The 21812-nt window shown below is 61.1% G+C and carries 19 protein-coding genes and 1 pseudogene; 15 read left to right on the top strand and 5 right to left on the bottom strand.

Going from position 1 to position 21812, the window contains the following annotated elements; translation table 11 throughout:
* Nucleotides 1–16 precede the first annotated feature (16 nt).
* Complete coding sequence (locus VO57_012600) at nucleotides 17–1993, top strand: ParB/RepB/Spo0J family partition protein (GenBank protein ID XBL68968.1); 1977 nt, start codon at nucleotides 17–19, stop codon at nucleotides 1991–1993.
* A 68-nt stretch (nucleotides 1994–2061) separates the two neighbouring features.
* On the opposite strand, the gene VO57_012595 is transcribed toward VO57_012600, so the two are convergent.
* The 3 genes from VO57_012595 to VO57_012585 are packed head-to-tail and all read right to left on the bottom strand — an operon-like array spanning nucleotide 2062 to nucleotide 5128.
* Nucleotides 2062–2502 carry a hypothetical protein gene (locus VO57_012595; GenBank protein ID XBL68967.1) on the bottom strand — a complete coding sequence of 147 codons (441 nt, stop codon included), beginning with the start codon at nucleotides 2500–2502 and terminating at the stop codon, nucleotides 2062–2064.
* Nucleotides 2503–2528: 26 nt separating this feature from the next.
* Nucleotides 2529–4469 carry a cytochrome c/FTR1 family iron permease gene (locus VO57_012590; GenBank protein XBL68966.1) on the bottom strand — a complete coding sequence of 647 codons (1941 nt, stop codon included), beginning with the start codon at nucleotides 4467–4469 and terminating at the stop codon, nucleotides 2529–2531.
* Nucleotides 4466–5128, bottom strand: a complete 663-nt coding sequence (locus VO57_012585; protein XBL68965.1) for a cation transporter — start codon at nucleotides 5126–5128, stop codon at nucleotides 4466–4468. Before VO57_012585 ends, VO57_012590 begins: the two co-directional genes overlap by 4 nt.
* Nucleotides 5129–5215: 87 nt before the next feature.
* Here VO57_012585 and VO57_012580 point away from each other — a divergent pair, with 87 nt between their 5' ends.
* The 7 genes from VO57_012580 (at nucleotide 5216) to VO57_012550 (ending at nucleotide 13464) form a co-directional block, all read left to right on the top strand.
* Nucleotides 5216–5662 (top strand): helix-turn-helix domain-containing protein, encoded by a 447-nt coding sequence (locus VO57_012580; protein ID XBL68964.1) that lies wholly within the window; start codon nucleotides 5216–5218, stop codon nucleotides 5660–5662.
* Nucleotides 5663–5853: 191 nt separating this feature from the next.
* Nucleotides 5854–6201: a hypothetical protein gene (locus tag VO57_012575; GenBank protein XBL68963.1), complete on the top strand. Its 348-nt coding sequence runs from the start codon at nucleotides 5854–5856 to the stop codon at nucleotides 6199–6201.
* Nucleotides 6202–6264: 63 nt separating this feature from the next.
* Nucleotides 6265–7518 (top strand): TolC family protein, encoded by a 1254-nt coding sequence (locus VO57_012570; GenBank protein XBL68962.1) that lies wholly within the window; start codon nucleotides 6265–6267, stop codon nucleotides 7516–7518.
* Nucleotides 7519–7529: 11 nt separating this feature from the next.
* Complete coding sequence (locus VO57_012565) at nucleotides 7530–8678, top strand: efflux RND transporter periplasmic adaptor subunit (protein ID XBL68961.1); 1149 nt, start codon at nucleotides 7530–7532, stop codon at nucleotides 8676–8678.
* Between the two features lie 43 nt (nucleotides 8679–8721).
* Nucleotides 8722–11985, top strand: a complete 3264-nt coding sequence (locus tag VO57_012560) for a CusA/CzcA family heavy metal efflux RND transporter (protein XBL71336.1) — start codon at nucleotides 8722–8724, stop codon at nucleotides 11983–11985.
* Between the two features lie 163 nt (nucleotides 11986–12148).
* Complete coding sequence (locus VO57_012555) at nucleotides 12149–12787, top strand: cation diffusion facilitator family transporter (protein ID XBL68960.1); 639 nt, start codon at nucleotides 12149–12151, stop codon at nucleotides 12785–12787.
* 233 nt (nucleotides 12788–13020) lie between these two features.
* The gene (locus VO57_012550) at nucleotides 13021–13464 is read left to right on the top strand and encodes a CBS domain-containing protein (protein XBL68959.1); all 444 of its coding nucleotides are present in this window, start codon (nucleotides 13021–13023) and stop codon (nucleotides 13462–13464) included.
* A gap of 218 nt (nucleotides 13465–13682) precedes the next feature.
* Here VO57_012550 and VO57_012545 read toward each other — a convergent pair.
* A pseudogene (locus VO57_012545) lies at nucleotides 13683–15044 on the bottom strand (IS3 family transposase).
* Nucleotides 15045–15104: 60 nt separating this feature from the next.
* Here VO57_012545 and VO57_012540 point away from each other — a divergent pair.
* The 6 genes from VO57_012540 to VO57_012515 all read left to right on the top strand — a co-directional run bounded on the left by VO57_012540 (nucleotide 15105) and on the right by VO57_012515 (nucleotide 20454).
* Nucleotides 15105–15977: a multicopper oxidase domain-containing protein gene (locus VO57_012540; protein ID XBL68958.1), complete on the top strand. Its 873-nt coding sequence runs from the start codon at nucleotides 15105–15107 to the stop codon at nucleotides 15975–15977.
* A 677-nt stretch (nucleotides 15978–16654) separates the two neighbouring features.
* Nucleotides 16655–17584, top strand: a complete 930-nt coding sequence (locus VO57_012535; GenBank protein ID XBL68957.1) for a zincin-like metallopeptidase domain-containing protein — start codon at nucleotides 16655–16657, stop codon at nucleotides 17582–17584.
* A gap of 11 nt (nucleotides 17585–17595) precedes the next feature.
* Complete coding sequence (locus VO57_012530) at nucleotides 17596–18036, top strand: hypothetical protein (GenBank protein XBL68956.1); 441 nt, start codon at nucleotides 17596–17598, stop codon at nucleotides 18034–18036.
* A gap of 218 nt (nucleotides 18037–18254) precedes the next feature.
* Nucleotides 18255–19187 (top strand): DUF2493 domain-containing protein, encoded by a 933-nt coding sequence (locus VO57_012525; GenBank protein XBL68955.1) that lies wholly within the window; start codon nucleotides 18255–18257, stop codon nucleotides 19185–19187.
* 328 nt (nucleotides 19188–19515) lie between these two features.
* Nucleotides 19516–19785 carry a hypothetical protein gene (locus tag VO57_012520; protein ID XBL68954.1) on the top strand — a complete coding sequence of 90 codons (270 nt, stop codon included), beginning with the start codon at nucleotides 19516–19518 and terminating at the stop codon, nucleotides 19783–19785.
* 270 nt (nucleotides 19786–20055) lie between these two features.
* The gene (locus tag VO57_012515; GenBank protein XBL68953.1) at nucleotides 20056–20454 is read left to right on the top strand and encodes a single-stranded DNA-binding protein; all 399 of its coding nucleotides are present in this window, start codon (nucleotides 20056–20058) and stop codon (nucleotides 20452–20454) included.
* A gap of 64 nt (nucleotides 20455–20518) precedes the next feature.
* Here VO57_012515 and VO57_012510 read toward each other — a convergent pair whose 3' ends face one another.
* The gene (locus tag VO57_012510; protein XBL68952.1) at nucleotides 20519–20785 is read right to left on the bottom strand and encodes a DUF6437 family protein; all 267 of its coding nucleotides are present in this window, start codon (nucleotides 20783–20785) and stop codon (nucleotides 20519–20521) included.
* A gap of 343 nt (nucleotides 20786–21128) precedes the next feature.
* On the opposite strand from VO57_012510, the gene VO57_012505 reads away from it, so the two are divergent.
* Complete coding sequence (locus VO57_012505) at nucleotides 21129–21350, top strand: hypothetical protein (GenBank protein XBL68951.1); 222 nt, start codon at nucleotides 21129–21131, stop codon at nucleotides 21348–21350.
* The last annotated feature ends 462 nt before the right edge of the window (nucleotides 21351–21812 follow it).

Below are 21812 nucleotides of genomic sequence, written 5' to 3'. Positions count from 1 at the left end.
CATCAGGAGAATTTCCATGATCCAGTCTATTTCCTTGAAGAAGCTCGCTGCGAGCCCGCGCAACGTTCGCAAGTCGAGCGACGTGCTGGCCGACCTCCAGCTGCGGGCAGACATTGCTGCGCGCGGCCTGTTGCAAAACCTGGTCGTACGCAAAGGAAAGCGCGGCAAATTCGAAGTCGAGGCCGGCGGTCGCCGTCTGGCTCAGCTCCAGGCGCTGGCCGGAGAAGGCACGCTTCCCGAGAACCACGAGGTCACTTGCCTAGTTATCGAAGGCGAAGAAAGCGAAGTAAGGGAAGCGAGCCTCGCCGAGAACTTTCAGCGCCTTGCGATGAATCCGGCCGACGAAGCGCAGGCCTTCGCTTCCATCATCGAGGCGGGGGCCACCACCGAAGACGTGGCGCGCCGCTTTGGCCTCACTGTCCGGTTCGTCGAAGGACGTTTGCGCCTGGCCGCTCTCGCACCCTGCGTCTTCGAAGCGCTCGCCGATGGCACGATCACGCTCGACATGGCCAAGGCCTACGGCGCGATCTCCGACGTTGAGCGCCAGGCGCATGTTTATGCCGAGTTGCAGGACGCCTGGTACCAGATCACGCCCGATACGATTCGCCGTATGGTGCTCGATGCCACGGTGCGCGGTTCCGATCCGCGAGCTGTTCTCGTCGGACGCGATGCCTACCTCGCCGCAGGTGGCCGGATTGAGCGCGAACTGTTCGACGATGATGCCAGCGAGAGCTGGATCGATATCGCGCTGCTCGAGGACCTCGCGCACAAGGCCATGGAAGAGGCGGCAGAAAAGACCGCGATCGAATATGGCCTTGCCTGGGTCCGGCCGACGCTTGGCAACTACGTCAGCCACGACCTTGTTGAAGGTCTCGGTCGCTTGCCCTGCGAGCCTGCGCCGATGACCGAGCAGGAAGCGCAGGAGCTCGGTGAGCTCGAGGCCGACTACGACCGCGTTGCCGCCGTGCTCGAAGACGAAGACAGCGAGGAGGACGAGGTCGCCAAGGCCGAACAGGAACTCGTCGTCATCGATCGCGCCATGCGCGCGCTCAATGATCGGCCGCCGGTACTCGCCGACGAACTGAAATCCGAGGCTGGTGCCTTCCTCGTCCTCTCGCGCAATGGCGAGCCGACATTGGTCCCGCAGTTCTATACCGAGACCGAGGTCATCACCGACGACGATGGCGCTATCGAAGCCATCGAGGAAAGCGGAGTGGCGAAGCCCAAGGGCAGCTCGCTGTCCCAGCGCCTGCTTGACGAGCTCGCGATGCAGCGCCGCGACATCCTGGCCATCCATCTCGCCAACGATCCGGCACTGGCGCTCGACTTCATGGTCTTCACGCTCGCGGATGCCGATGGGCACGACTGGCGCGCCAGAAAGGCATCGACGCTTGTCGGCTCCATCGCGTCTGGACCGGTTGCCGGGTTTGAGGCCAAGGATGCACCGGCGAGCGCTGCTCTGGCCGAGTTCGCTGGTTCGCTCGACGAAAGCTGGCGCTCGGGCGAGACCGACGTCGAGCGGTTTGCCAGGTTCCAGTCGCTTTCCGATGAGGCGCGTTCGGCCTGGCTTGGTCATGTCGTCTCGCGCACGCTCGTCGCCAGCCTAGCCTGCGAAGGCGATCGTTCGGTGCCCATGCACGAAGCGCTCGGGGCACTTCTGGAAATCGAAACCGCGCATTGGTGGCGTCCCACCGCGGCAAACTATTTCGACCGCGTGGCCAAGGCTCGCACGCTCGAAGCGCTCGATGCTGCGGGTGGTCCGGAGCTGGTCAGCCGATACGCTGCTTCGAAGAAGGCTGAGCTTGCGAGCGCAGCCGAGCGCATCTTCTCAGGCAACTTCATCGGCGAGGCCGAGGTCAAGGAGCGGGCGCAAGCCTGGGTTCCTGCGATCATGCTGTTCACTGCTGCTCAGGAGGTCGCGCCGATTGGTGTCGAAGTCGACGAGGCAGTCAGCGACGATGCGACAGACGAAATTGCCGAGCAGGCTGCCTGACCCTCCTGACAGGTCGAGGTCGCTCGGTGGGCGGTCCGTCCCAATTGGGACGGACCGCCTTTTTCATGTCAGAATTTGGGCTTATTCCGTTGAAAAAGTCGCCGATGGCTGCGCGGGAAGGTTCTGGATCGAGGGCGAGTGAGGTCGCTGCCTCTCTCAGGCGGTGGCGAGGCCCGGGATGGGCCGCACTTTGGCCAGTTTTCGGAGGTTCTGGGCTGCGGCGGCGAGGTGGAACTCATCTTTTGCTCCGTTGGGACCCCGCCGATGGTCGGCGTTTCGATCCCTTCAAAAAATCGCGAGACGCCGTGGCGTAGATTGAGATCGAAAACCCTCTCGCCGCTTTTTCGCTCGCCCGAATAAAGAGGAGGAATGCGAAGTTGCGAGCGCGCCGTTGCTGAAGCAAGCGTCGCATTCCGGCCGGTCAACAGATCGCGCCCGGTAAATGCGGCTATTCCGAATGCACCTGCGCCGAGCACCGAACCGCCAAGAATGGAACGTCTGTCGATCATATTGCTTCCCGTTGCCCGGAGCGCCGTCAACCGGCCTCGGCTTGCGGTGTCCGGACTTGCATGCCTTTCCTTCTGTTGCGCCAGTACCCCAGAGCAATGAGGGCGAGCGTAATGATTTGCCCGGCTACCGGTTCAAGTGCCGGTGCAATGCCTAGGATCGGAACGCGGGGCAGATTCGGAAGCGGGGTGATCCCCAAAAGTCCGGCTTCCTGGAGGCCCGAGATGCCCTTCCCGGCCAGAACGACGGCAAGAATGCCGATCAGGATCGAGCTGTAGGCGAAGAAGGTTCCGATCGGCAGTCGCCGACTGTAGCGCAGCATCGCCCAGGCGATCAGCGCCAGCAACACGATTGCGGAGGCGGCGCCGACAAAAATTGCGTCGGCATGACCCTGGGTCCAGAGCGCTGCGAAGAACAGGATCGTCTCGAAGACCTCCCGGTAAACCACGAGGAACGCCAGCCCGAACAGAAACCATGCGGACCTGCGCGACAGAGCGTGCTGCATGGTCTTCTGGATATAGCGTTGCCATTCGCCGGCCTGCGATTTGCCGTGCATCCAAATGCCAACCGACAACAGTACGAGAGCGGCAAAAAGCGACCCGAACCCCTCTACCAGCTCGCGACCTGCCCCACTTATGCCGATCAGGTAAGTCGCTGCCACCCAAGTCAGGCCACCGGCGACAAGGGCCGACAGCCATCCGCCATGGACGAAGGGCAGAACTTCGGTTCTCTCGGCCTTGCGCAGGAACGCGATCATCGCGATCACGATCAGCAACGCCTCGAGCCCTTCGCGCAACAGGATCGCAAAGGCTCCTGCGAATGCCGAGGCCTCACTGGCATTGTCCGGGGCGAGAACCGTCTCGGCGTGGTAGAAAAGAACGTCGAGCGCATTCACCCTTTGGGCGACGGCGGCCACCGGATCCCCGCGACCTATTGCCGCTCGAAGCTCGGCCATGCCGGTTTCGACAGATGCGAGCAGGTCTGCATCGCGCGTGCTTAAAACGGCTTCCAAAGGTTCGAAGCCATCGAGATAGGCCGAGAGCGCGAGTTCGCGCGCTTCGGCCTTATTACCCGCTTCGTAAGCGGCAAGACTTTGCTGCAAGCGTTCGCGTGCCAAAGCGAGTGAGCCGGTCGTATCGCTGGCCACGGCTTCGGGATGAGCCCGCAAATAGGCCATAACGGCATCGGCACGCTCGGTGCCGATCGCCTCGCCAAGGGCTGCCGGGGTAAGGCCGGATAGAGCGGCGAGGTCAGGAATACGCGCCCGGATTTTCGGATCGTCGTTCCAGATCCGTCTGCCGCGCTCTACATTCTCAAATGCGATCGACCCTGAATAATAGGCAAGGCTCCAGCGATCTTCCGCCGGGAGATCGGAAAAGCCCGGCATGGCCGTTCCTTCCAGCCCTTGTCCGATGACCTGATAGAGCGCGAAAGCGCTGCGCTCGCGGGCACGGATGACGTCGTCAAAAGCGATTGGCGGGGGATCGAGTCCCTCTGCGGCAGGGCCGTCGCCGCCACCGCTTGGGCCATGACAGCTTGCGCAGTTCTGGGCGTACAGTGCGGCACCTCGCGCGAGGTCGGGTGCCGCCTCGGGCGCAAGCGGAACGGGAAACGCCGCGATCAGCTCGCTTGCCAATCTGCGCGCGTCGCGCGCGACGACAGCAGGCTCCACCTTCGCCGAGATTGACTCGACGAGAGCCTCTGCGTCCGCAACCAGTTGGGCACGTTGCGCGTTTGCGGGCAGAGCAGCCATGCGTTTGGCTACCGAGGCAGAAAATTCCTGCATTTCGGCATATTCCAGCTCGTTCGTGACTTCACCGTCGCTGACGGCCTCAGTGTAATCCACGGCGATGTAATCTAGCAGGCGCCAGGTCGTCTGAACCGCGCCATGCGTGCCTGCAGAAGCGGGCATTGCGACTGCGATCGACAGGAAAGCGATCAATTGGACCGCAAAAGCACGTAGCGTCATTTGGAGGCGGCCTTTCCTTGTGCAGGAGCATGCTGCGCGCGAAGTTCCTCGGTCGCGCGCTTTACAATGAGGTAAGCCGAATGCAGGAAGATCAGGGCGATCACCGCCGCGACCAGCAGATCGGGCCAAGCTTGTCCGGTCCAGGCGACTAGGGCAGCAGCGATGATCACTCCGACATTGGCGATCGCGTCATTGCGGCTGAAAAGCCAGATCGCGGATACATGTGCGTCGCCTTCGCGAAACCGCATGAGCACAAGCGCCGCCGCGATGTTGACTATCAAGGCCGCGACCGCGATCCCGCCCATCAAGCTGGCTTCAGGCGCGACCGCGTTAAGCGAGCGCCAGACCGCCAGACCGATCACTCCAAGACCCAGCGCGCCCAGAAACAGGCCCTGTGCCAGCGCGACCCGCGCGCGCGTGCGGGCACTCCACGCAAGTGCCAGGATGCCGATCAGCGTGATCGATCCATCGCCGATGAAGTCGAGGGCGTCAGCCTTGAGCGCCTGGCTGTCCGCCAGAAATCCGCCGAAGGCCTCGACAATACCGAATCCCAAATTGAGCACGACCACTATCCAGAGCGCGCGGCGATAGGCCGGGTCCACACCTGCTCTTTGCGTATCGCCGGTGCAGCCACAATCCGATGTTTCATTTTCCAACATGGGACACTAGCTAGCACCTCCAGTGGCTGTAGAGGCAAGCTGCAATCGCGAATGTTTCGCGATGTTAAGTGTCTAAGGAGTAGATTCATGCTTATCGGAGGTTTGGCAAAGGCCACCGGGACCAAGGTCAATACGATCAGGTTTTACGAGGACATCGGACTGATGCCTGAACCCGAACGTACGGCAGCGGGCCAGCGAACCTATACGGAGCGGGATGTTAAACGACTGGCCTTCATCCGGCAGGCGCGCAAACTGGGCTTTTCCATCGAGGAAGCACGCTCTCTCCTGGAACTGAAGAACACGCCTAATGGAAAGTGCGATAAGGCGAGTGATATTGCGAAACGACATCTACTTAGTATCGAAGAGCGCCTCACCCATCTTGAAGCACTGCGTGCAGAGCTGGAAAACGTAGTGGTGTCTTGCAAAGGCGGCGACTTGTCGGACTGCAAGATCATTGAGACGCTCTCTCAATCCCGCCCCAGTTTTGTGCCCGCGAAGAAAAGAACCCGAAGCCGTGCGTTCTCAGCTCCCTGAGTGCCGCGGCGGTGCGATCAGAAGCTATGAAGGGGGCGAAACACCGCCGGAATCCATCCGCTCCGGCAATCCATTTCGCTGCATTGAGAACCCACTGAGGTACGAGGGCGCGAAAAACCGCTTGCCCCTACAGTCGCTGGAGGGGTTATTTGAAAATCCGAATCCGATTTAGGTTCGCTTGAGGCGCCAAGATGTTTGAGCTGCATGGATTGATTTCCGTTAGAATCGTCGCCGCTGTTTTGGCGGTGGCGGCGCTGATGGTGTCGCCGGTGGTGGAAGCCGCTCAATGCGGCGATGAAATGTCTTCGGCAATCTATGCGAACGAAACGATTGATGCGGATACCAGTGACGGGTCTGAGCAAGATGGTCCGCAGCTCCAGGGCTGTGCGCATGGGCATTGCCACCACCTGTTCGCAGCATTGGTATCCGATAGTCATGGTCAAGCGTTCGGCGAAGCCGTCATCGTTACTACCTCTTTCCCAGACGTGAAAATAGCCGGCGAGGCGCACGGTCTGCCCCAACGCCCTCCTCGAAGCTGACAGGTTGAATCGCGCTGTCCCACGCAGCGCACACCGGATCATCAGCAGAGGAAATATTCAAAAATGTCAGCCACAAGTTGGCGGGGCGCCTTGATTGCAGGGCTCTCCATCGCCGCGATTGCCACGCCCATGGTCGCACATGGGCAAGAGCTTCTATCGCTGGAAGACGCGTTGACCCGGACAGGCGTAGTTAGCGAAACCACGGAAGCGGAGTTAAATCCACGCATCGTCGGTCCTCGGGCGGACGCCGAGGCCGCGCGTTTGCTCGTGGAGCAGGCCCGACTTCAGCCCAACCCTGAAGTCTCTCTCGAGGTCGAGGAGTTTGCTGGCAGCGGTGCCTTTTCCGGGCTGAGAGCGACCGAGTACACGCTTGCGGTAGGGCAGCGGATCGAGCTGGGCGGCAAGCGCGGCGCACGTGTCGGGGCTGCCCAGGCAGAGGCGCAGCTGGCGGGCTTGCGAGCCGAGCTTGCCGATGCCGAGCTCGGCTTCCTCGTTCGCGAGCGTTATGTTGCGGCGGCTGCTGCAGCTTCGCGTGTCGACCTCGCCCGCGACGTGGTAGAGCGTAACCAAGAACTTGCGCGCATAGCCGGTGTGTTGGTCGAGGTGGGCCGCGAACCACCGCTGCGTGCCTTGCGCGCGGAGGCTGCCCTCGCGGAAGCGAGAGCGGAACTTCAGGCGGCGCAAGCGGCCAGCGTAGCGGCACGCACGGCGCTTGCCTCGTTATGGGGCGAGCAAGGAACGCCACCACTCGTGCCTGGCGATTTTCCCGATATTGAGCCGCCAGTGACGGTGCTGATCTCGACGACAGGTCTGCAATTGCAGGTGGCGCGTGCAGAAAGCACGGCGGCGGCCGCCGAAATCGAGCGCGAGCGCAGTTTGCGCATCCCCGACCCAGTCGTTTCGGCCGGTGTTCGGCGCTTCGAGGAAAGTAACGACCACGCGTTCCTTGTTGGCGTTTCAATTCCGCTTCCTTTTCGCGATCGCAACCAGGGCAATATTGCCGCTGCCCAAGCTAGGTTACGTGCAGCCAATGCTCGCGAGGCGGTGGCCCTGGCCGACTTCGAACAATCGGTGGCCCGCGCGCGAGCGCAATATCTCGCCGCCGAAACGCGCGTTGAAACACTTTCAACAACCTCACTTCCGCAGGCCGAGGAGGCGCTGCGGCTCGTCCGCATCGGATACCGCAACGGTCGCTTCCCGCTGATCGAGGTGTTGAGCGCGGCAGAAGCGCGCGATGCCATCCGCGAGGCTTTGATCGCCGCGCAGGAAGACCGGGGACAGGCTGCCGCCGAGCTTATCAGGCTTGCAGCACAATGAGGAATTTTCAGATGACCCGTAGAAAATTGGCGATCATCGCCGGAATCGCCCTTCTTGCGGCAGCACTGTTGCTGATGCTCTGGCCAGATGGCCAGGTTGACACTCATGCCGACGAGGAAGCGGCTGAAGCCGAATTGCCAGAAGGCTTGATCCTGATCGGAGAAGAACAGATTCGCGCGGCCGAAATCGAGGTAGCCGCAGTGCAAACCGGTGCGGCAGTTGAACTGGTATTCCCCGCGACCGTCGCAGCGAGCCCGACCGCTAGCGCCCGGATCGATGCGCGCGCATCTGGTGTTGTTCGCAGCGTTGGCAAGACGCTTGGCGATTATGTCCGTCAAGGCGAGACCGTCGCACGTATAGAAAGCGCCGATGCCGCGGCTCTCGCTTCGCAGCTTAGCGTTGCCCGTGCCCGGGTAACCGAGCTTTCGGCTGCCTATGAACGCGAGCGGCGCCTGTTCGATGCGAATGTAACAGCGCGCCAGGATCTCGAAGCCGCCCGCGCCAATCTGGACGTCGCGCGTTCCGAACTGAACCGTGCACAGGCTGCTGTCGCGGCAGCAGGTGTAAGCGGCGATGGACGTTCGCTCGCGGTGACGAGTCCACTTTCGGGCCGCGTCACCGCTGCCCCCATCGTGCTCGGCTCATTCGTCGATGCCGGCGAGGAGCTTTACCGCGTCGTCAACCCGAACGGTCTCCAGATTGAGGTGGCGTTGCCTTCAGAAGACGCCGCGCGCATCCAGCCTGGCGACGAGGCGGCGCTGATCGTCGGCGATGGCCGCGAGATTGGTGCACGTGTGCGCTCGGTCACACCATCGCTCGATCTCGAAAGCCGCAGTGCCACCGCTGTACTCGGTCTGACGCGCGCTGTTCCCGGCCTTCAGCCTGGTTCTTTCCTCCAGGCGCGCATTCGTCCTTCGGGCGAAGTGGACCGGAGCCGCATCGCAGTTCCCGAAGATGCCGTGCAGGTGCTCGAAGGCCGCGATGTCGTCTTCGTGCGAACGCAGCGTGGGTTCCAGGCGCGAGAAGTCGAAGTCGGCAGCCGGTCCGCCGGAATGGTGACGATCCTGTCTGGCCTCACCGCCGGGCAGCGAATCGCGACCGATAACGCCTTCCTGTTGAAGTCTGAACTCGGAAAGGAGAACGTCGAAGATGACGACTGATCATGTATCGACGCCTTCGAGTGAGGGTAGCCAACGCCACGGCCTGATCGGGATGGTTCTTGATGTCGCCGTGCGCTTCCGGTGGGCGATCATCATCCTGACGGTGTTCGCCGCGATCTACGGCGCGTTCAATTTGCTGCGCCTGCCGATCGACGCGGTGCCGGACATCACCAACACGCAGGTCCAGATCAATACCAGTGCGCCCGCGCTTTCGCCCTCACAGGTGGAGACGCAGGTGACCTTTCCGATCGAAACCGGTCTTGCCGGGATCGAGGGGCTGGAAATGACCCGCTCGATCTCGCGCAACGGTTTCAGCCAAGTCACCGCGATCTTCGAGGAGGGGACCGACCTTTATTTCGCCCGCCAGCAGGTAAACGAGCGTCTCGCGCCGATCGGAGCTTCGCTGCCCGAGGGCGCGGAGCCCACGATGGGCCCGATTTCCACCGGGCTTGGCGAAGTGCTGATGTATACGATCGAGTATGAGCATCCCGGCGGCAAGGGTGCGACCACTGGCGGCCGGACAGGCTGGCAGTCCGATGGCAGCTTTATCACCGAACGTGGCGACCGCCTCGAAAGCGAAGTGGCCAAGGCGGCTTATTTGCGCACAGTGCAGGATTGGGTCGTCGCACCGTTGATGCGCTCCGTCAACGGAGTGGCCGGGGTCGACTCGATCGGAGGCTTCGAAAAGCAATTTCTGGTTCAGCCCGATCCGGCCCGTTTGACAGGTTACGGCCTCTCTTTCGACTCGCTGATCGATGCTCTCGAAGCGGCGAATCTGGCGGCAGGTGCCAACTTCGTCAGTCGCGCAGACGAGGCTCTGCTCGTAAGGGTCGATGCACGGCTCGGCGGGATCGCGGATATTGAACAAGCCGTCATCGCTACCCGCGAAGGTGTGCCTATCCGTATTGGCGATGTCGCCGATGTCGAAATCGGCGGCGATCTGCGAACAGGCGCCGCCTCGCTGAACGGCGAAGAAGCTGTGGTCGGAACGGTTTTGATGCGCAGCGGCGAGAACAGCCGCACGGTATCGGCCGAGGCGGCTGAACGGCTTGACGAAGTCCGCGCCTCGCTTCCTGCAGGGGTAGAGGCCGAGATCGTCTACAACCGTTCGTCTCTTGTCGATGCGACCATCGCAACGGTCGAGAGAAACCTGCTCGAAGGCGCGCTGCTGGTGATTGCAGTGCTGTTCCTAATGCTTGGCAATATTCGAGCAGCGATCATCACAGCTCTGGTTATTCCCGTGTCGATGCTGATGGCGGCGGTGGGGATGAACCGGCTCGGTGTTTCGGGCAATCTGATGAGCCTTGGGGCGCTGGACTTCGGGCTGATCGTCGACGGTGCTGTCATTATAGTCGAGAACAGCGTCGCGCGGCTCGCGGCGCGACAGCATCGCGAGGGACGCTTGCTCACGTTGGGCGAGCGGCTGACCGAGACGCGTCTGGCAGCGCAGGAAATGATCAAACCGACCGTTTATGGACAGGCGATCATCTTCCTCGTCTTCGCGCCGCTGCTCACTTTTACCGGGATCGAGGGCAAGACGTTCTCGCCTATGGCGATCACGATGATGCTCGCACTGGCTTCGGCCTTCGTGCTGTCGCTGACCTTCGTCCCTGCGATGATCGCGGTGCTGCTCAACAAGAAGCTTACCGAAAAGGAGGTCAAGCCCATTCGCTGGTCGAAGGAGCGTTATGGCCCAGCAGTTCGCAAGGCTATTGCGCGGCCCTGGCCGGTTATTGGCACCGGGGTCGGGATCTTCGCGGTCGCGGCTGTCACGTTTGGGTTTCTCGGTAGCGAGTTTACGCCGCAGCTCGACGAGAGGGATCTTCTGGTCCAATCGATACGCATTCCTTCGACTCCCATCGAACGCTCGGTCGAGATGCAAAGACGGCTTGAAGATCGGCTTGTTCGTTTTCCCGAAGTTGAACTGGTTTTCTCGAAAACCGGTACCGCAGAAGTGGCGAGCGACCCCATGCCCCCGAATATCTCCGATGCCTTCGTCATGCTTCGTCCGCGGGACGAATGGCCAGACCCCTCCAAGAACAAAGAAGAGCTTATCTCAGAGATTGAGGAGGATCTGGAAGGGCTGATCGGCAACCTGTACGAATTTACCCAACCTATCGAAATGCGCTTCAACGAATTGATTGCAGGAAGCCGCAGCGACCTTGCCGTCAAGATTTATGGAAACGATTTGGCGCAATTGACCACCGCAGCCGATGATGTCGCCGATGTTATGCGTGATGTCGAGGGTGCGGCAGACGTTCGCGTTCAACAGGTTAGCGGCTTTCCCACGCTCGACATCGCTTTTGATCGCCCGACCATCGCGCGATACGGACTGACTGTCGAGGAGGTGGCCCAATCGGTGGCGATCGCGCTTGGGGGACGGCCTGCGGGCCTCGTGTTCGAAGGCGATCGCCGGTTCGACGTCGTTGTGCGGTTGCAAGATGCCACCCGAAACGATTTCGACCAGCTCGGGGCTCTCCCGATCGTCCTTGAAAACGGTGTCACCGTTCCGCTGCGCACGCTGGCCGATTTTCAGGTGGTCGACGGCCTCGCAGAGGTCCGCCGCGAACAAGGGCGTCGGCTCGTGATCGTATCAGCCAATGTGCGCGAACGTGACCTCGGGTCGTTTGTTGAGGAAGCACAGGCCGGTGTCGCGGCCCAAGTTGATCTGCCGCCCGCATCTTTCATCGAATGGGGTGGCCAGTATCAAAACCTGCAAGAAGCACAGGCACGGTTAGCTATAGTTGTCCCTGTCTGCTTCGCCCTCGTTCTGCTCCTCCTGTTCATGGCGCTCGGCGGCTGGGTTCCGGCGCTTGCGGTATTCAGCGCCATACCCATGGCCCTCGCTGGCGGCGTCTTCGCACTGGCTTTGAGAGGCATGCCGTTTTCGGTGTCGGCCGCGGTCGGCTTCATCGCCCTGTCGGGCGTGGCGGTGCTCAATGGCCTCGTCATGATGACCGCCATCCGCCAGCGTCTGGAAAAGGGGATGCCGCTGGATGAAGCCATCGCCGATGGCGCGCTTGCGCGTCTGCGACCGGTGCTGATGACCGCACTGGTGGCCTCGCTCGGCTTCGTGCCGATGGCGATCGCCACCGGAACAGGCGCGGAAGTGCAGCGTCCATTGGCTACGGTGGTTATAGGCGGACTGATTACCGCAACTGCGCTGACTCTGTTCGTTCTGCCTGCAATCGCACGTCTCGTCCTGCACCGTTCGGATGACGAGCGCAGCTGGCGCGAGAAATGGTGGGACCGTTTGCGACGCAACGTAACGCGCGAAGAGCGGCGGGAATTAAAAGATGTGACATGACCGGAATGAGTTGGAGATGTCAAATGTTGAAAATTGCAGAAGACAAGCCGTCGTTCAGACTTCGAGCCCACGCAAATTCTCGAAGTTTCGACCACAACAGTCTTATGAGCCGGTCCATGCCGGTCGCTGCCAAAGCTTGGTGTCGCAGTGGAGGAAGTATCACATGAGCGGCGATGCAGAACTTGAGCTCGACACAGACGATAGGCGGCATACGCTTTGGATTGTCCTCTGGCTCAATGTGGCGATCGCTATAGGTTTTTTCGTTGTCGGCTATTTCGCTGATTCCAACGCATTGCTTGCAAATGGCCTGGACAATTCGTCAGACGCGATCGTCTATTTATTAAGCCTGCTGGCGTTAACCCGTTCTCGAACCTGGAAGCGCGGCGCCGCGCGCTTTTCCGGTATCATGCTCCTCATCTTCGCTGGCGGCGTCATCGCCGATGCCATTCGGCGCTTCCTCGAAGGCTCTGATCCCGGCGGTGTGATGATGATGGTGATGGCGGCGGTGGCAGGTGTGGTGAATTTGGTTTGCCTGCGAATGCTCCAGAACATGAAAAAGAAGGACGTCAATTTACGCGCTGCCACGACCTTTAGCTTCAACGATTTCATCTCTAACGGTGGGATCATCATTGCGGGCATCATCGTCATGCTTACCGGCGCGAACTGGCCCGATCTTGTCGTGGGCGTCGCCGTTGCGGGTATCGCGCTTTACGGCGGCATCGACATTTTGCGAGATGCGCATAAGGATCGCCATGACGAAGAGGGTACCGAGCACCGCAAGGGCGACGAAATTGGCAGATAACCGGCCAAGTTGGTTATATTTGCGACGCGTTTGACATCCGGCTGCGAACCCTTGGTTATCTACATTGCTGATGCAGTCGGAACCCAAGCCTCCGCTATAAGAGGCGACGCCGGACAGAAATCTCAGAACGGGATAGCTTCTACGCCCCACAGGTGGCCGACATGCGCGGAACTAACACTCGGAATGCCTCGTTTCCACCATTGAAAGCTCGATTACGAATGAGGAGATAAGCCATGAAAGCCCAAGATGTAATGACAGCTAACCCCGCATGCTGCAGTCCATCGAGCACCGTGCAAGAGGCAGCTTCATTGATGGTCGATAATGATTGCGGCGAAATCCCCGTTGTCGATGATTCCGGTGCGTTGGTGGGCGTGGTGACCGACAGGGACATCGCCTGCCGCTGTGTTGCCAAAGGCAATTCCTCCGACCAACGCGTTGAGGAGGTGATGACATCATCACCTGTTACTGTCACCGCCGATGCAAGCGTCGACGAATGCTGCACCAAGATGGAAGACAATCAGGTTCGGCGGCTTCCGGTGATCGATGACGAAGGCAAATGCTGCGGCATCGTTGCGCAGGCCGATATCGCCAGAAGCGCAGCTGAGAAGGAAACGGGTGACCTCGTGCGCGAGGTATCCGAAGCTAGTTCGGAGCCAGCTTCGGCGGGATGCTGCTAGTCGCAAAAGACTATTTATTTTACGCGCTTAAAGCGGACGGGGCGATCTGATCGTTCCCCGTCCGCAATCGCTCGTTACTTGCCAATCGCCTCGCCCCCGACTATCTCGGGCCGGTGAAGTTCATTCGTACCTTGACCTTGATCCTGTCCGTCGTCAGAACATTTGGCGCAGATCGCTGCGTAAATTAGCGGAGTGTGGGCCTCGTTCTGGGGTTGATATTAAGCGGCGAGCCTGCGGTGCTGCAAGCGCCGATGTTCGATGGTCTGTCGCTTGATCCTTTCGCGCTGTTTGATGATGGCGGGTGCCTTGCCGAGGTAGGTATCGGCGGGTGTCACGTTGTCGAGGCTCTCGTGGTAGCGGCGGTGATTGTAATGTTCGACGAACGCCTCGATCTCCTGCTCGAGATCGCCGGGCAGGAAGTAGTTTTCGAGAAGGATGCGGTTTTTCAGGGTCTGGTGCCAACGTTCGATCTTGCCCTGGGTTTGCGGATGGAACGGGGCGCCGCGCACATGGGTCATCTTCTGGGCCTCGATATATTCCGCCAGCTCGCCCGCGATGTACTGGGACCGTTGTCGCTGAGCAGCCTGGGCTTGTGCAACACGGTGGCGCTGTCGCAGCCCGAAGCCGCAAGAGCGAGGTCCAGCGAGTCGGTGACGTCGCTGGCGCACATGGTGGAGCACAGGCGCCAGGCGATGATGTAGCGGGAGTAATCGTCGAGCACGGTCGACAGATACATCCAGCCCCACTCGATGATTTTGAAGTAGGTAAAATCGGTCTGCCACATCTCGTTCGGGCGTGTGGTCTGCGTGTGGAACGCCTCGGCCGCCTTGATCACAACATAGGCCGGGCTGGTGATCAGATCGTGGGCCTTGAGCAGGCGGTAGACCGTGGCTTCCGACACGAAGTAGCGCTTCTCGTCGGTGAAGCGCACGGCCAGTTCGCGCGGTGACAACTCGGTCTGCTCCAGCGCCATCTCGATGATCTGGCCGCGGATATCGTCCTCGATCCGGTTCCATACCCGGCTCGGCGCCGATGGCCGATCCTCCAGCGCCTCCGGCCCGCCTTCGCGGTAGCGGTCATACCAGCGGTAGAAGGTCCGGCGGGCGATGCCGAGCCCGTCCAGCGTGCGTTTGGCAGGCAGGTGCGACTGCTCGACGATCCTGATGATCTCGAGCTTCTCGGATGCTGGGTATCTCATGCGTCGTCGTCCCCATCCGCGATCATGCTTTTTTAAGCAGGCGGTTCTCGATAGTGAGATCGGCCACGCATTCCTTCAGGTCGCGCGCCTCGCGGCGCAGGCCCTTCACTTCGTCCGTCGTGGCGGCACGGGCGGTGTCGCCCGCCAGGCGACGCTTGCCGGCTTCCATGAACTCCTTCGACCAGGTGTAATACAGGCTCTGCGCGATACCTTCCCGTCGGCACAGCTCGGCAATGCTGTCATCGCCGCGCAGGCCATCGAGCACGATCCGGATCTTGTCCTCGGCCGAGAAATGCCGGCGGGTCTGGCGCCGGATGTTCTTCACCACCTGTGCCGCAGGAGCCTTGGCTGGCGATTTTGCATTGGAGGATTTGGGCTTCATCTTCGTTCCTTCGTCACTACGACGAAGCCCAAATCCTCCTTAAATCACAACCTCAAATCTGTGCCATTGGTGCTGACGGCGGACAGCGGGGATCGTATCTACGTCAATGGCACGCAAAACGCGGTGTTTGACGCTCGGACCGGTCAGTTACGCTTGCGGATCCTCAATGGATCGAACGCACGCTTCTACGATTTCTCGCTGTCCGGTGGTCAGACCATGGAGCTCATCGCGAGCGATAGCGGCTTGCTGGATCGCCCGCATGCGGTCCGCTCGCTCAGGCTCGCACCGGGTGAGCGGGTGCAGATCCTCGTCGATCTTTCCGAAGGGCGCCCACTCAGCCTTGTGGCGACCAGTCCGGACAATTCGATGGGCATGATGGGAGGCGACGGCGGCGGTATGATGGGAGGCGGTATGGGCCGACGGCGCGACGATGCCCGGATGGACGAGCCGTTCCGCGCCCTCGATATCAGGCCCGCCGGCTCCTCGCCGCGAAGGATTCTTCCGCCGCAGCTTGCCGCGCTCCCAGCACTCAACCCTTCACTTGCAGTGCGAACCCGGCGGTTCGTGCTCGATATGGGAATGAGGGGCGGCGGGATGTCTATAAATGGTGCCAACATGGACATGAATGTCATCAACCAGCGGGTGCCCGTCGACCAGTGGGAGATTTGGGAGATCGCCAATGCCTCGATGATGGCCCATCCCTTTCATATCCATAATGCGCAGTTTCGCGTGATCGATCGCGGCGGCCGCACGCCGCCGCCGCTGGAAACGGGATTCAAGGATACGGTCGTCGTCAATCCGCGCGAGCAGGTGCGCGTGCTCCTGCGCTTCGCGGAACATAACGATCCGGACCTGCCTTACATGTATCACTGCCACATTCTCGAACATGAGGACGCAGGCATGATGCGACAGTTCGTCGTGGTGAAGAGCTAGAAAGGAGTTCGCATGAGCAAGGAGGACAGCGTTATTAAGGGCACAGCGAACGATCCGGTCTGCGGTATGCGCGTTACGGTCGAGGGCGCCAAACAGAGGCCCGCCACGAGGGCTCTGAGCATTATTCCTGTTCATCGCGCTGTCTCGACAAATTCGAGATTGATCCCGAGCTTTATCTCTCACGAGCGCATCTCGACGCGGTGGAGGACTTGCCGACCGGCATGATTTACACCTGCCCGATGCATCCCGAGATACGTTCAACGGAGGGCCATTCGGAGAGGTATTTTATTGAATAGCGCCCCGATCCACGAACAGCCATAGCAATCAATATCGACAATCTCTTCGATACGTCAAACCAACGGGAACGGTTGATGTTTTTTCCGAGCTGTGCCCGGATCAACCGCTAGAGAGTTTCGTGAGCGAAACCGCCATCTGAACTTCGGCATCACGTTGAAGCGCAGCTTCGGCAGCGCCAACACCCCCACCAAGCAGTGTACGCCTCGAGCTTCTAACTCCAAGACGGGTCTCCCTTAAGGGTGTCCGCTTTCGGGCGATTGCGATTAGTTCCCAAATGCCCGGATGGAGGGCGCAAAGCCGTCATCATTAGACGAGAGGGGAGGGAGCTTTTGCTTTTCCTGAACCGGGACATGTCCGTCTTGGCGATCAGGAGAACTCCCATGACCAAGTCCCGCCGCACTGCTTCGACTTCGCCTGCCCAGCGCATCACCGCCGCCATCATCGAAAAGCTCGAGCAAGGCACAAAGCCCTGGGTCAAGCCGTGGCGCGGTGTGCCCGTCTCGCGGCCCTTGCGCTCCTGCGGGACGCCCTATCGCGGCATGAACACCTTCTGGTTGTGGATGGTGGCCGACGGCTGTGGCTACGCCTCGCCCTACTGGATGACCTATCGCCAGTGCCAGAAGCTCGGCGGACAGGTCCGCAAGGGTGAGAAATCGACCATCGCGATCTTCTACAAGAGCTACACGAAGGAGGTCGAGACCGCCGAAGGCGAAGCCGACACCGAGAACCGGCGCGTGCTCAAGGCCTATGCTGTCTTCAATGCCGACCAGTGCGATGGCCTCCCTGCATTCTACCATCCCAAACCGCTGGTTGCCGCGCTCGAGCCCAAAGGACGCGAAGACCGGCTCGATGCCTTCTTTGCCCATATTGGCGCAGACCTGCGCCATTATGGTGCGCAGGCCTATTACGAGCCGCTGCGTGACCGTGTCACCATGCCGCCAGCCGAACTGTTCGAAGCCTATGACCACTACTATGCAACGCTCGCACACGAGCTGTCGCACTGGACGGGGCATTCCTCGCGGCTCGATCGCGATCTCAAGAATCGCTTCGTCAGCGAGGCCTATGCCGCCGAAGAACTGATCGCCGAACTTTCGTCGGCAATCCTTGGAGCCGAACTGGGTCTTCCGGTCACTCACCTCGACCATCACGCCAGCTACATCGCGTCCTGGCTCAAGATCCTCAAATCGGACGAGCGCGCGATCCTGACCGCTGCGGCAAAGGCCGAGGAAGCGGCCTGCCTGTTGCTCGAACTTGGCGGTCACCAATCCTGTGAAAGCGAGCCCGACATCCATCTAGCTGATGCAGCCTGAGGAGCAGTGAGATGGGACGTTCCGTCAGCTATCCTACCGGCTCCGTGGTGGCCTTTCGCCTGCTTGATGACGGCGAAGACCAAGATATCGACTGGGCCTACGAATGCCTCGTCGAAGAGATCATCGATACCGCGAAAGCGGCCTTTCCGTCGTTCGAGCGCTTCGATGGATGGCGTGGCCGCGAAGATCGTATCCTCCTTCGCAATGCCTTCGCCGATTGCGGCATATCGACCTATTGCGGGCTCGCGGCGATCTGGCTCGCCGAACGCGACGATGCCCGGTACTGGGAGGCCGATTTCTACAACCCTCGAACGGCGAGGTCACGGCACTGGCTTGGCCAGGTGTCGGGACGGTTCATCGACCTGTTTGGTGAGTTGCGCCTGGTCGGGCGGTTCTCGAATGGCGAAGCGATCTTCGAGCGCTCCCGATCCGCTTGCGGCATCGGGGTCTGATTCTGCCTCGTCCCAGTCCGCCGGGAGAGGCCCTTGGGCCGGTCGGGGCGAGCCGCAACCTGCGGCCCGTCGGCCCGTGTTGCCCGCGCCAGCCTAGGGCCGCAGGTTTCCCGCTGTGCGGTGCGTCTCGCCCGTTGTCCCGGCCCTGATCGGGCTCCGGCGGACAGGGCCGAGGCAATGGTGCCTCCTCTCCTTGTCCCCGCGATCAGGAGACACCCATGTACGACAGCTTCATCGACCATTTGAGCGGCCTTGACCTTTCAGGCCTCAACATCAGGCCAGCCCCGTTCAACGAGACCGACTTTCCCTGCGAGGATGCGATCGACCAGACGCTTTGCGCCGTATGGTCCGACCTCTTCGCGATGTTTTCCGACACGGCCCTGGAAGCTGATGCCGAGGATATTGCCTGGGGCATGGTCAATCTCTTCCACCGCGCTGCAAGCCGCAAGTCCGCTCAGCTCGACCGGGCCAGCGACGAGATCCGGGTCCTCCTCGCATCGGCCGATGGCTCCGAAGTGCATTCGAGTAACCTCGAAGAGCAGGTCGAGCGCGCGCAGGCTGCCGAAGCAAGCATGCTGGCCTTCGAGCAGATGCGCGAGATGGCTGCTACACTCTATCGCGACGAAACCGGTTCCTCGTGGAAGCCCGTTTCCGGCTCGCGCGCGAGCCATTCGCGCCACCTAACCTCGGCTGTTATCGATGCCCGAGATTTCCTTCGCGCACGTGCCGAGAACCGGCGTCACGCCCTGATCCCGGAGGGAACTCCGGTCGTCTTTGCCGGTGGTCGTCAGAGCTTCGAGAGCGCCGAGGAGGCGCGCGTTTATGCCGACAGTATCTGGGCGACGCTGGACAAGGTTCGCGATGTGGTTCCCGATCTCTTCCTGGTCCATGGCGGGGACGGCAAGGGTGCCGATCGCCTGGCAGCGAGCTGGGCTGAACGCCGCGAAGTGCAGCAGCTTACCTATTCGCTCGACCGTCGGCTTGGCGCTCGCGCCGGCTTCAAGCGCAACGAGCAGATGCTCTCGCTCAATCCCCGCTACGTTGTCGCATTTCCGGGCAATGGCGTGACCGAACGACTGGTGATCGACGCCAAGACGCGTCGGATCACCGTGGTCGATCGTCGCGGGCTGTTGGGCACCAGCCCGGCGTAATCGCCGAGACGCCTTCAATCTCTCGTTTCGGTTAGTCTTCATTGCCGAAAAAGGGCGGCCTCCTCCGAGGCCGCCCATAAGGAGAGAACTCATTGCATTGCTGCTCCGAGCCCTTCGGGTCGCGAGGTCATACTACCATCAATGGTGGTTCAGTCGATTGTAGGGTTATGACAGGCCCGAATAGGTACGCTTTCGAGCAGCTTCATTGCTCAATCCAACGGGCTAGTTGACTTTTCGGGCGCGTCTTCTGCGACCGAGATGCTTGCGTCTACAATCGAACTCGACCTTGCGATTTTCGTACCCGACTTTACGGGCTACAGGACCGCCTATGCAACTTGATGATCTGCTGCAGCGCTACTTTGCCACCACCGACCTCACAGGGGTTGCTCCCGACACTTTGTTAGCCGGCATCGAGCATTGTCGGGTCGATGCCGGCCTTGAAGAGGACCGCGGCAAGCGCTTTGCGCTGTGGTCGTTCCTGCATATGTTCGGGTCCGCGCCCGACCTCGATCTGGCGTTCGAGAACGAGGAAGACCGGGAAGCAGCCCGCAACTTCATGGATCTCCTGGCAGCATCGGAAGGCGATGGGGCAGGCTGATTACGACACAAGGTCTCGGCACCTTCAGACCCGCACCCGATACCCATCCGGCTTTTGTCGCGAACAGTCCTGAACCAGGTCAGCTGAGGACGGCAACCCGTTCCTTTCCGGCCGTGTGGTCGCGCTTCGCGCGCCTGCCCGCACCACCCGTCATGAACAGGTTTCCCTTGGAGCTTCGCTCCTGCGGTGCAGTCCTCCCATGCCCTGCTTCTTCTGGATGTTCGCAAGCCGGAGATGGTCTCCGGTTTGAGGAACTGAAGGACTTACACCATGACCAATATCGCAATCCTCACCGGCCGCATCGCCCGCGATCCCGACACCCGCGAGACCAAGGGCGGCACCAATGTCACCGGGATTACCGTCGTCACCGATCGCCCCGCGCGCGACAAGGACGGCAAGACCTACAAGGACGAGAACGGCTACACTGCCAAGGAAAGCGAGTTTCACCGGGTGACCTGCTTCAATGGCCTCGCCAAGACCGTCGGGCAGTACTGCACCAAGGGCCAGCTGGTATCGGTCCAAGGCCGCATCCACTACACCCAGTGGGAAGACAAGGACGGAGTTACCCGCTACGGAACCGAGATCCTCGCCGACAAGGTCGACTTCCTCTCGCGCGGCAACGGCTCCGGCGAAGAAGGCGACAACACCGACGCTCCCGAGATCGACTGACCTCTCCCGTCGATCTCCATCCGAAAGGGGTCCTGTCCCAGCGGACAGGGCCCCTTTCTCATGTTTATTCCGATGGCGTCTGCCCGGATCGGGAAGACGACGGCGCAGACGAAACCAGCTTTCGCAGAGCACCCTCTTCCCCGAGCTTGCCCAACTCGGCGGCGACCCTCGATAGGCCCTTCTTCGAGAAGGCCTCGACACCTGTTCCGAGGATCACGCGGCCGAGTTCAAGCGCGGCCTGCTCTTCGAGGTGCTGCTTACGCTGGTTGAGGGCTGCCTGATTGGCTTCGAGCTTTCGGAGGGCGGCAACGGCGCTGCGGTTCGATGGCATTGGAGTTCATCCTTACTCCCCCTTCGCGTTCCTCCCGCGGGTCCAATGGGACAGGCAAGACCCTGTAGGAAAGTCCTTTTGCAGGTGACTGGCACAGGCGCTCTTCATTGAGCGGGGGAGGGGCCTGGCTCACGGACTTTTAAGGATGACGGGCCCGGCACAAGCGCGTCAAGGACGGCGGGGCCCCACCATTTCGCCGCCCCTCCGCTTGCGCTGCGGTCCGACAAAATCGTTGCCCCCACCGCCGCTTCGCGGTCGCCCGTGCGGGCGATCCCTGACCCGCCGGCACCGCGCCCATCCGCCTTCCTCCCGTCGTCTCACCGACAGACATCAGGAGGAAATCATGACTACACTTGGCATTCTTGAATCGAACTCAATCAGCTACTTCGAAGCACTCGCTACTGCCGAACGGCGGGCCTTGCACAGCTTCTTCGACCAGCACGTCGTGGAAGACGACGATCTCGGATACTTCGCTCTCGACGAGGGCGACTACAACGCCTTGCCGGCACATCTGGCGAGCCGGGTGGTTCATACTGTGCACGGCGGCATGCTCGACGAATTCTGACCACCGAGCAGGGGCAGGAGCCGGTTGCGGTTCCTGCCCTTTTTTCATGGTCGCCGGTGGAAGAGTTGGGGCGAAAAGCGGAGCGGGACTTGTGACGCGCTCGGTCCCGCACCGCGTTCAGCGGTGCTCCTGCGGGCGCAGTGTTCTTGCTCTTGCGTCCCGCACGCACTCCCGCCCGGCGCCGGGTCGAAGCGGCGCGAGGCTGGCGGAACCGACAACCCCCGGTTCCTGGCCTCGCACGCGCTCCTTTGCCGCCGCCTTGCCGGGGGTGCGGTTCTTGTGTGGGGGCCGGATATCAGCGTGAAGCCAAAGCGATTTCCATAGCCAAATGTCTGCGCTCGCTCCGACAGGTCAGGCTGGAAACTGCCGCCAGGAATTCAATTCCCAACAACACTGGATACCCACGCGCAATTGGGGAACAAATTTGGCACACCGGACGCAGCCTAAGCTGCATTTATGGAG

It is taken from the genome of Citromicrobium bathyomarinum (assembly GCA_001306305.2).
Classification (GTDB): Bacteria; Pseudomonadota; Alphaproteobacteria; order Sphingomonadales; family Sphingomonadaceae; genus Alteriqipengyuania; species Alteriqipengyuania bathyomarina.
Note: the sequence above shows the minus strand (reverse complement) of the source record. Positions and strands in the feature narration are given on the sequence as shown.

Excerpts from the sequence above, each read along its gene's own strand:
- VO57_012510 (XBL68952.1), bottom strand. The coding sequence starts at position 20,785 with ATGCCATCGAACCGCAGCGCCGTTGCCGCCCTCCGAAAGCTCGAAGCC.
- VO57_012575 (XBL68963.1), top strand. The coding sequence starts at position 5,854 with ATGTTTGAGCTGCATGGATTGATTTCCGTTAGAATCGTCGCCGCTGTT.
- VO57_012595 (XBL68967.1), bottom strand. The coding sequence starts at position 2,502 with ATGATCGACAGACGTTCCATTCTTGGCGGTTCGGTGCTCGGCGCAGGT.
- VO57_012550 (XBL68959.1), top strand. The coding sequence starts at position 13,021 with ATGAAAGCCCAAGATGTAATGACAGCTAACCCCGCATGCTGCAGTCCA.
- VO57_012585 (XBL68965.1), bottom strand. The coding sequence starts at position 5,128 with ATGTTGGAAAATGAAACATCGGATTGTGGCTGCACCGGCGATACGCAA.
- VO57_012515 (XBL68953.1), top strand. The coding sequence starts at position 20,056 with ATGACCAATATCGCAATCCTCACCGGCCGCATCGCCCGCGATCCCGAC.
- VO57_012505 (XBL68951.1), top strand. The coding sequence starts at position 21,129 with ATGACTACACTTGGCATTCTTGAATCGAACTCAATCAGCTACTTCGAA.
- VO57_012530 (XBL68956.1), top strand. The coding sequence starts at position 17,596 with ATGGGACGTTCCGTCAGCTATCCTACCGGCTCCGTGGTGGCCTTTCGC.
- VO57_012565 (XBL68961.1), top strand. The coding sequence starts at position 7,530 with ATGACCCGTAGAAAATTGGCGATCATCGCCGGAATCGCCCTTCTTGCG.
- VO57_012525 (XBL68955.1), top strand. The coding sequence starts at position 18,255 with ATGTACGACAGCTTCATCGACCATTTGAGCGGCCTTGACCTTTCAGGC.
- VO57_012555 (XBL68960.1), top strand. The coding sequence starts at position 12,149 with ATGAGCGGCGATGCAGAACTTGAGCTCGACACAGACGATAGGCGGCAT.
- VO57_012600 (XBL68968.1), top strand. The coding sequence starts at position 17 with ATGATCCAGTCTATTTCCTTGAAGAAGCTCGCTGCGAGCCCGCGCAAC.
- VO57_012580 (XBL68964.1), top strand. The coding sequence starts at position 5,216 with ATGCTTATCGGAGGTTTGGCAAAGGCCACCGGGACCAAGGTCAATACG.
- VO57_012590 (XBL68966.1), bottom strand. The coding sequence starts at position 4,469 with ATGACGCTACGTGCTTTTGCGGTCCAATTGATCGCTTTCCTGTCGATC.
- VO57_012570 (XBL68962.1), top strand. The coding sequence starts at position 6,265 with ATGTCAGCCACAAGTTGGCGGGGCGCCTTGATTGCAGGGCTCTCCATC.
- VO57_012535 (XBL68957.1), top strand. The coding sequence starts at position 16,655 with ATGACCAAGTCCCGCCGCACTGCTTCGACTTCGCCTGCCCAGCGCATC.
- VO57_012520 (XBL68954.1), top strand. The coding sequence starts at position 19,516 with ATGCAACTTGATGATCTGCTGCAGCGCTACTTTGCCACCACCGACCTC.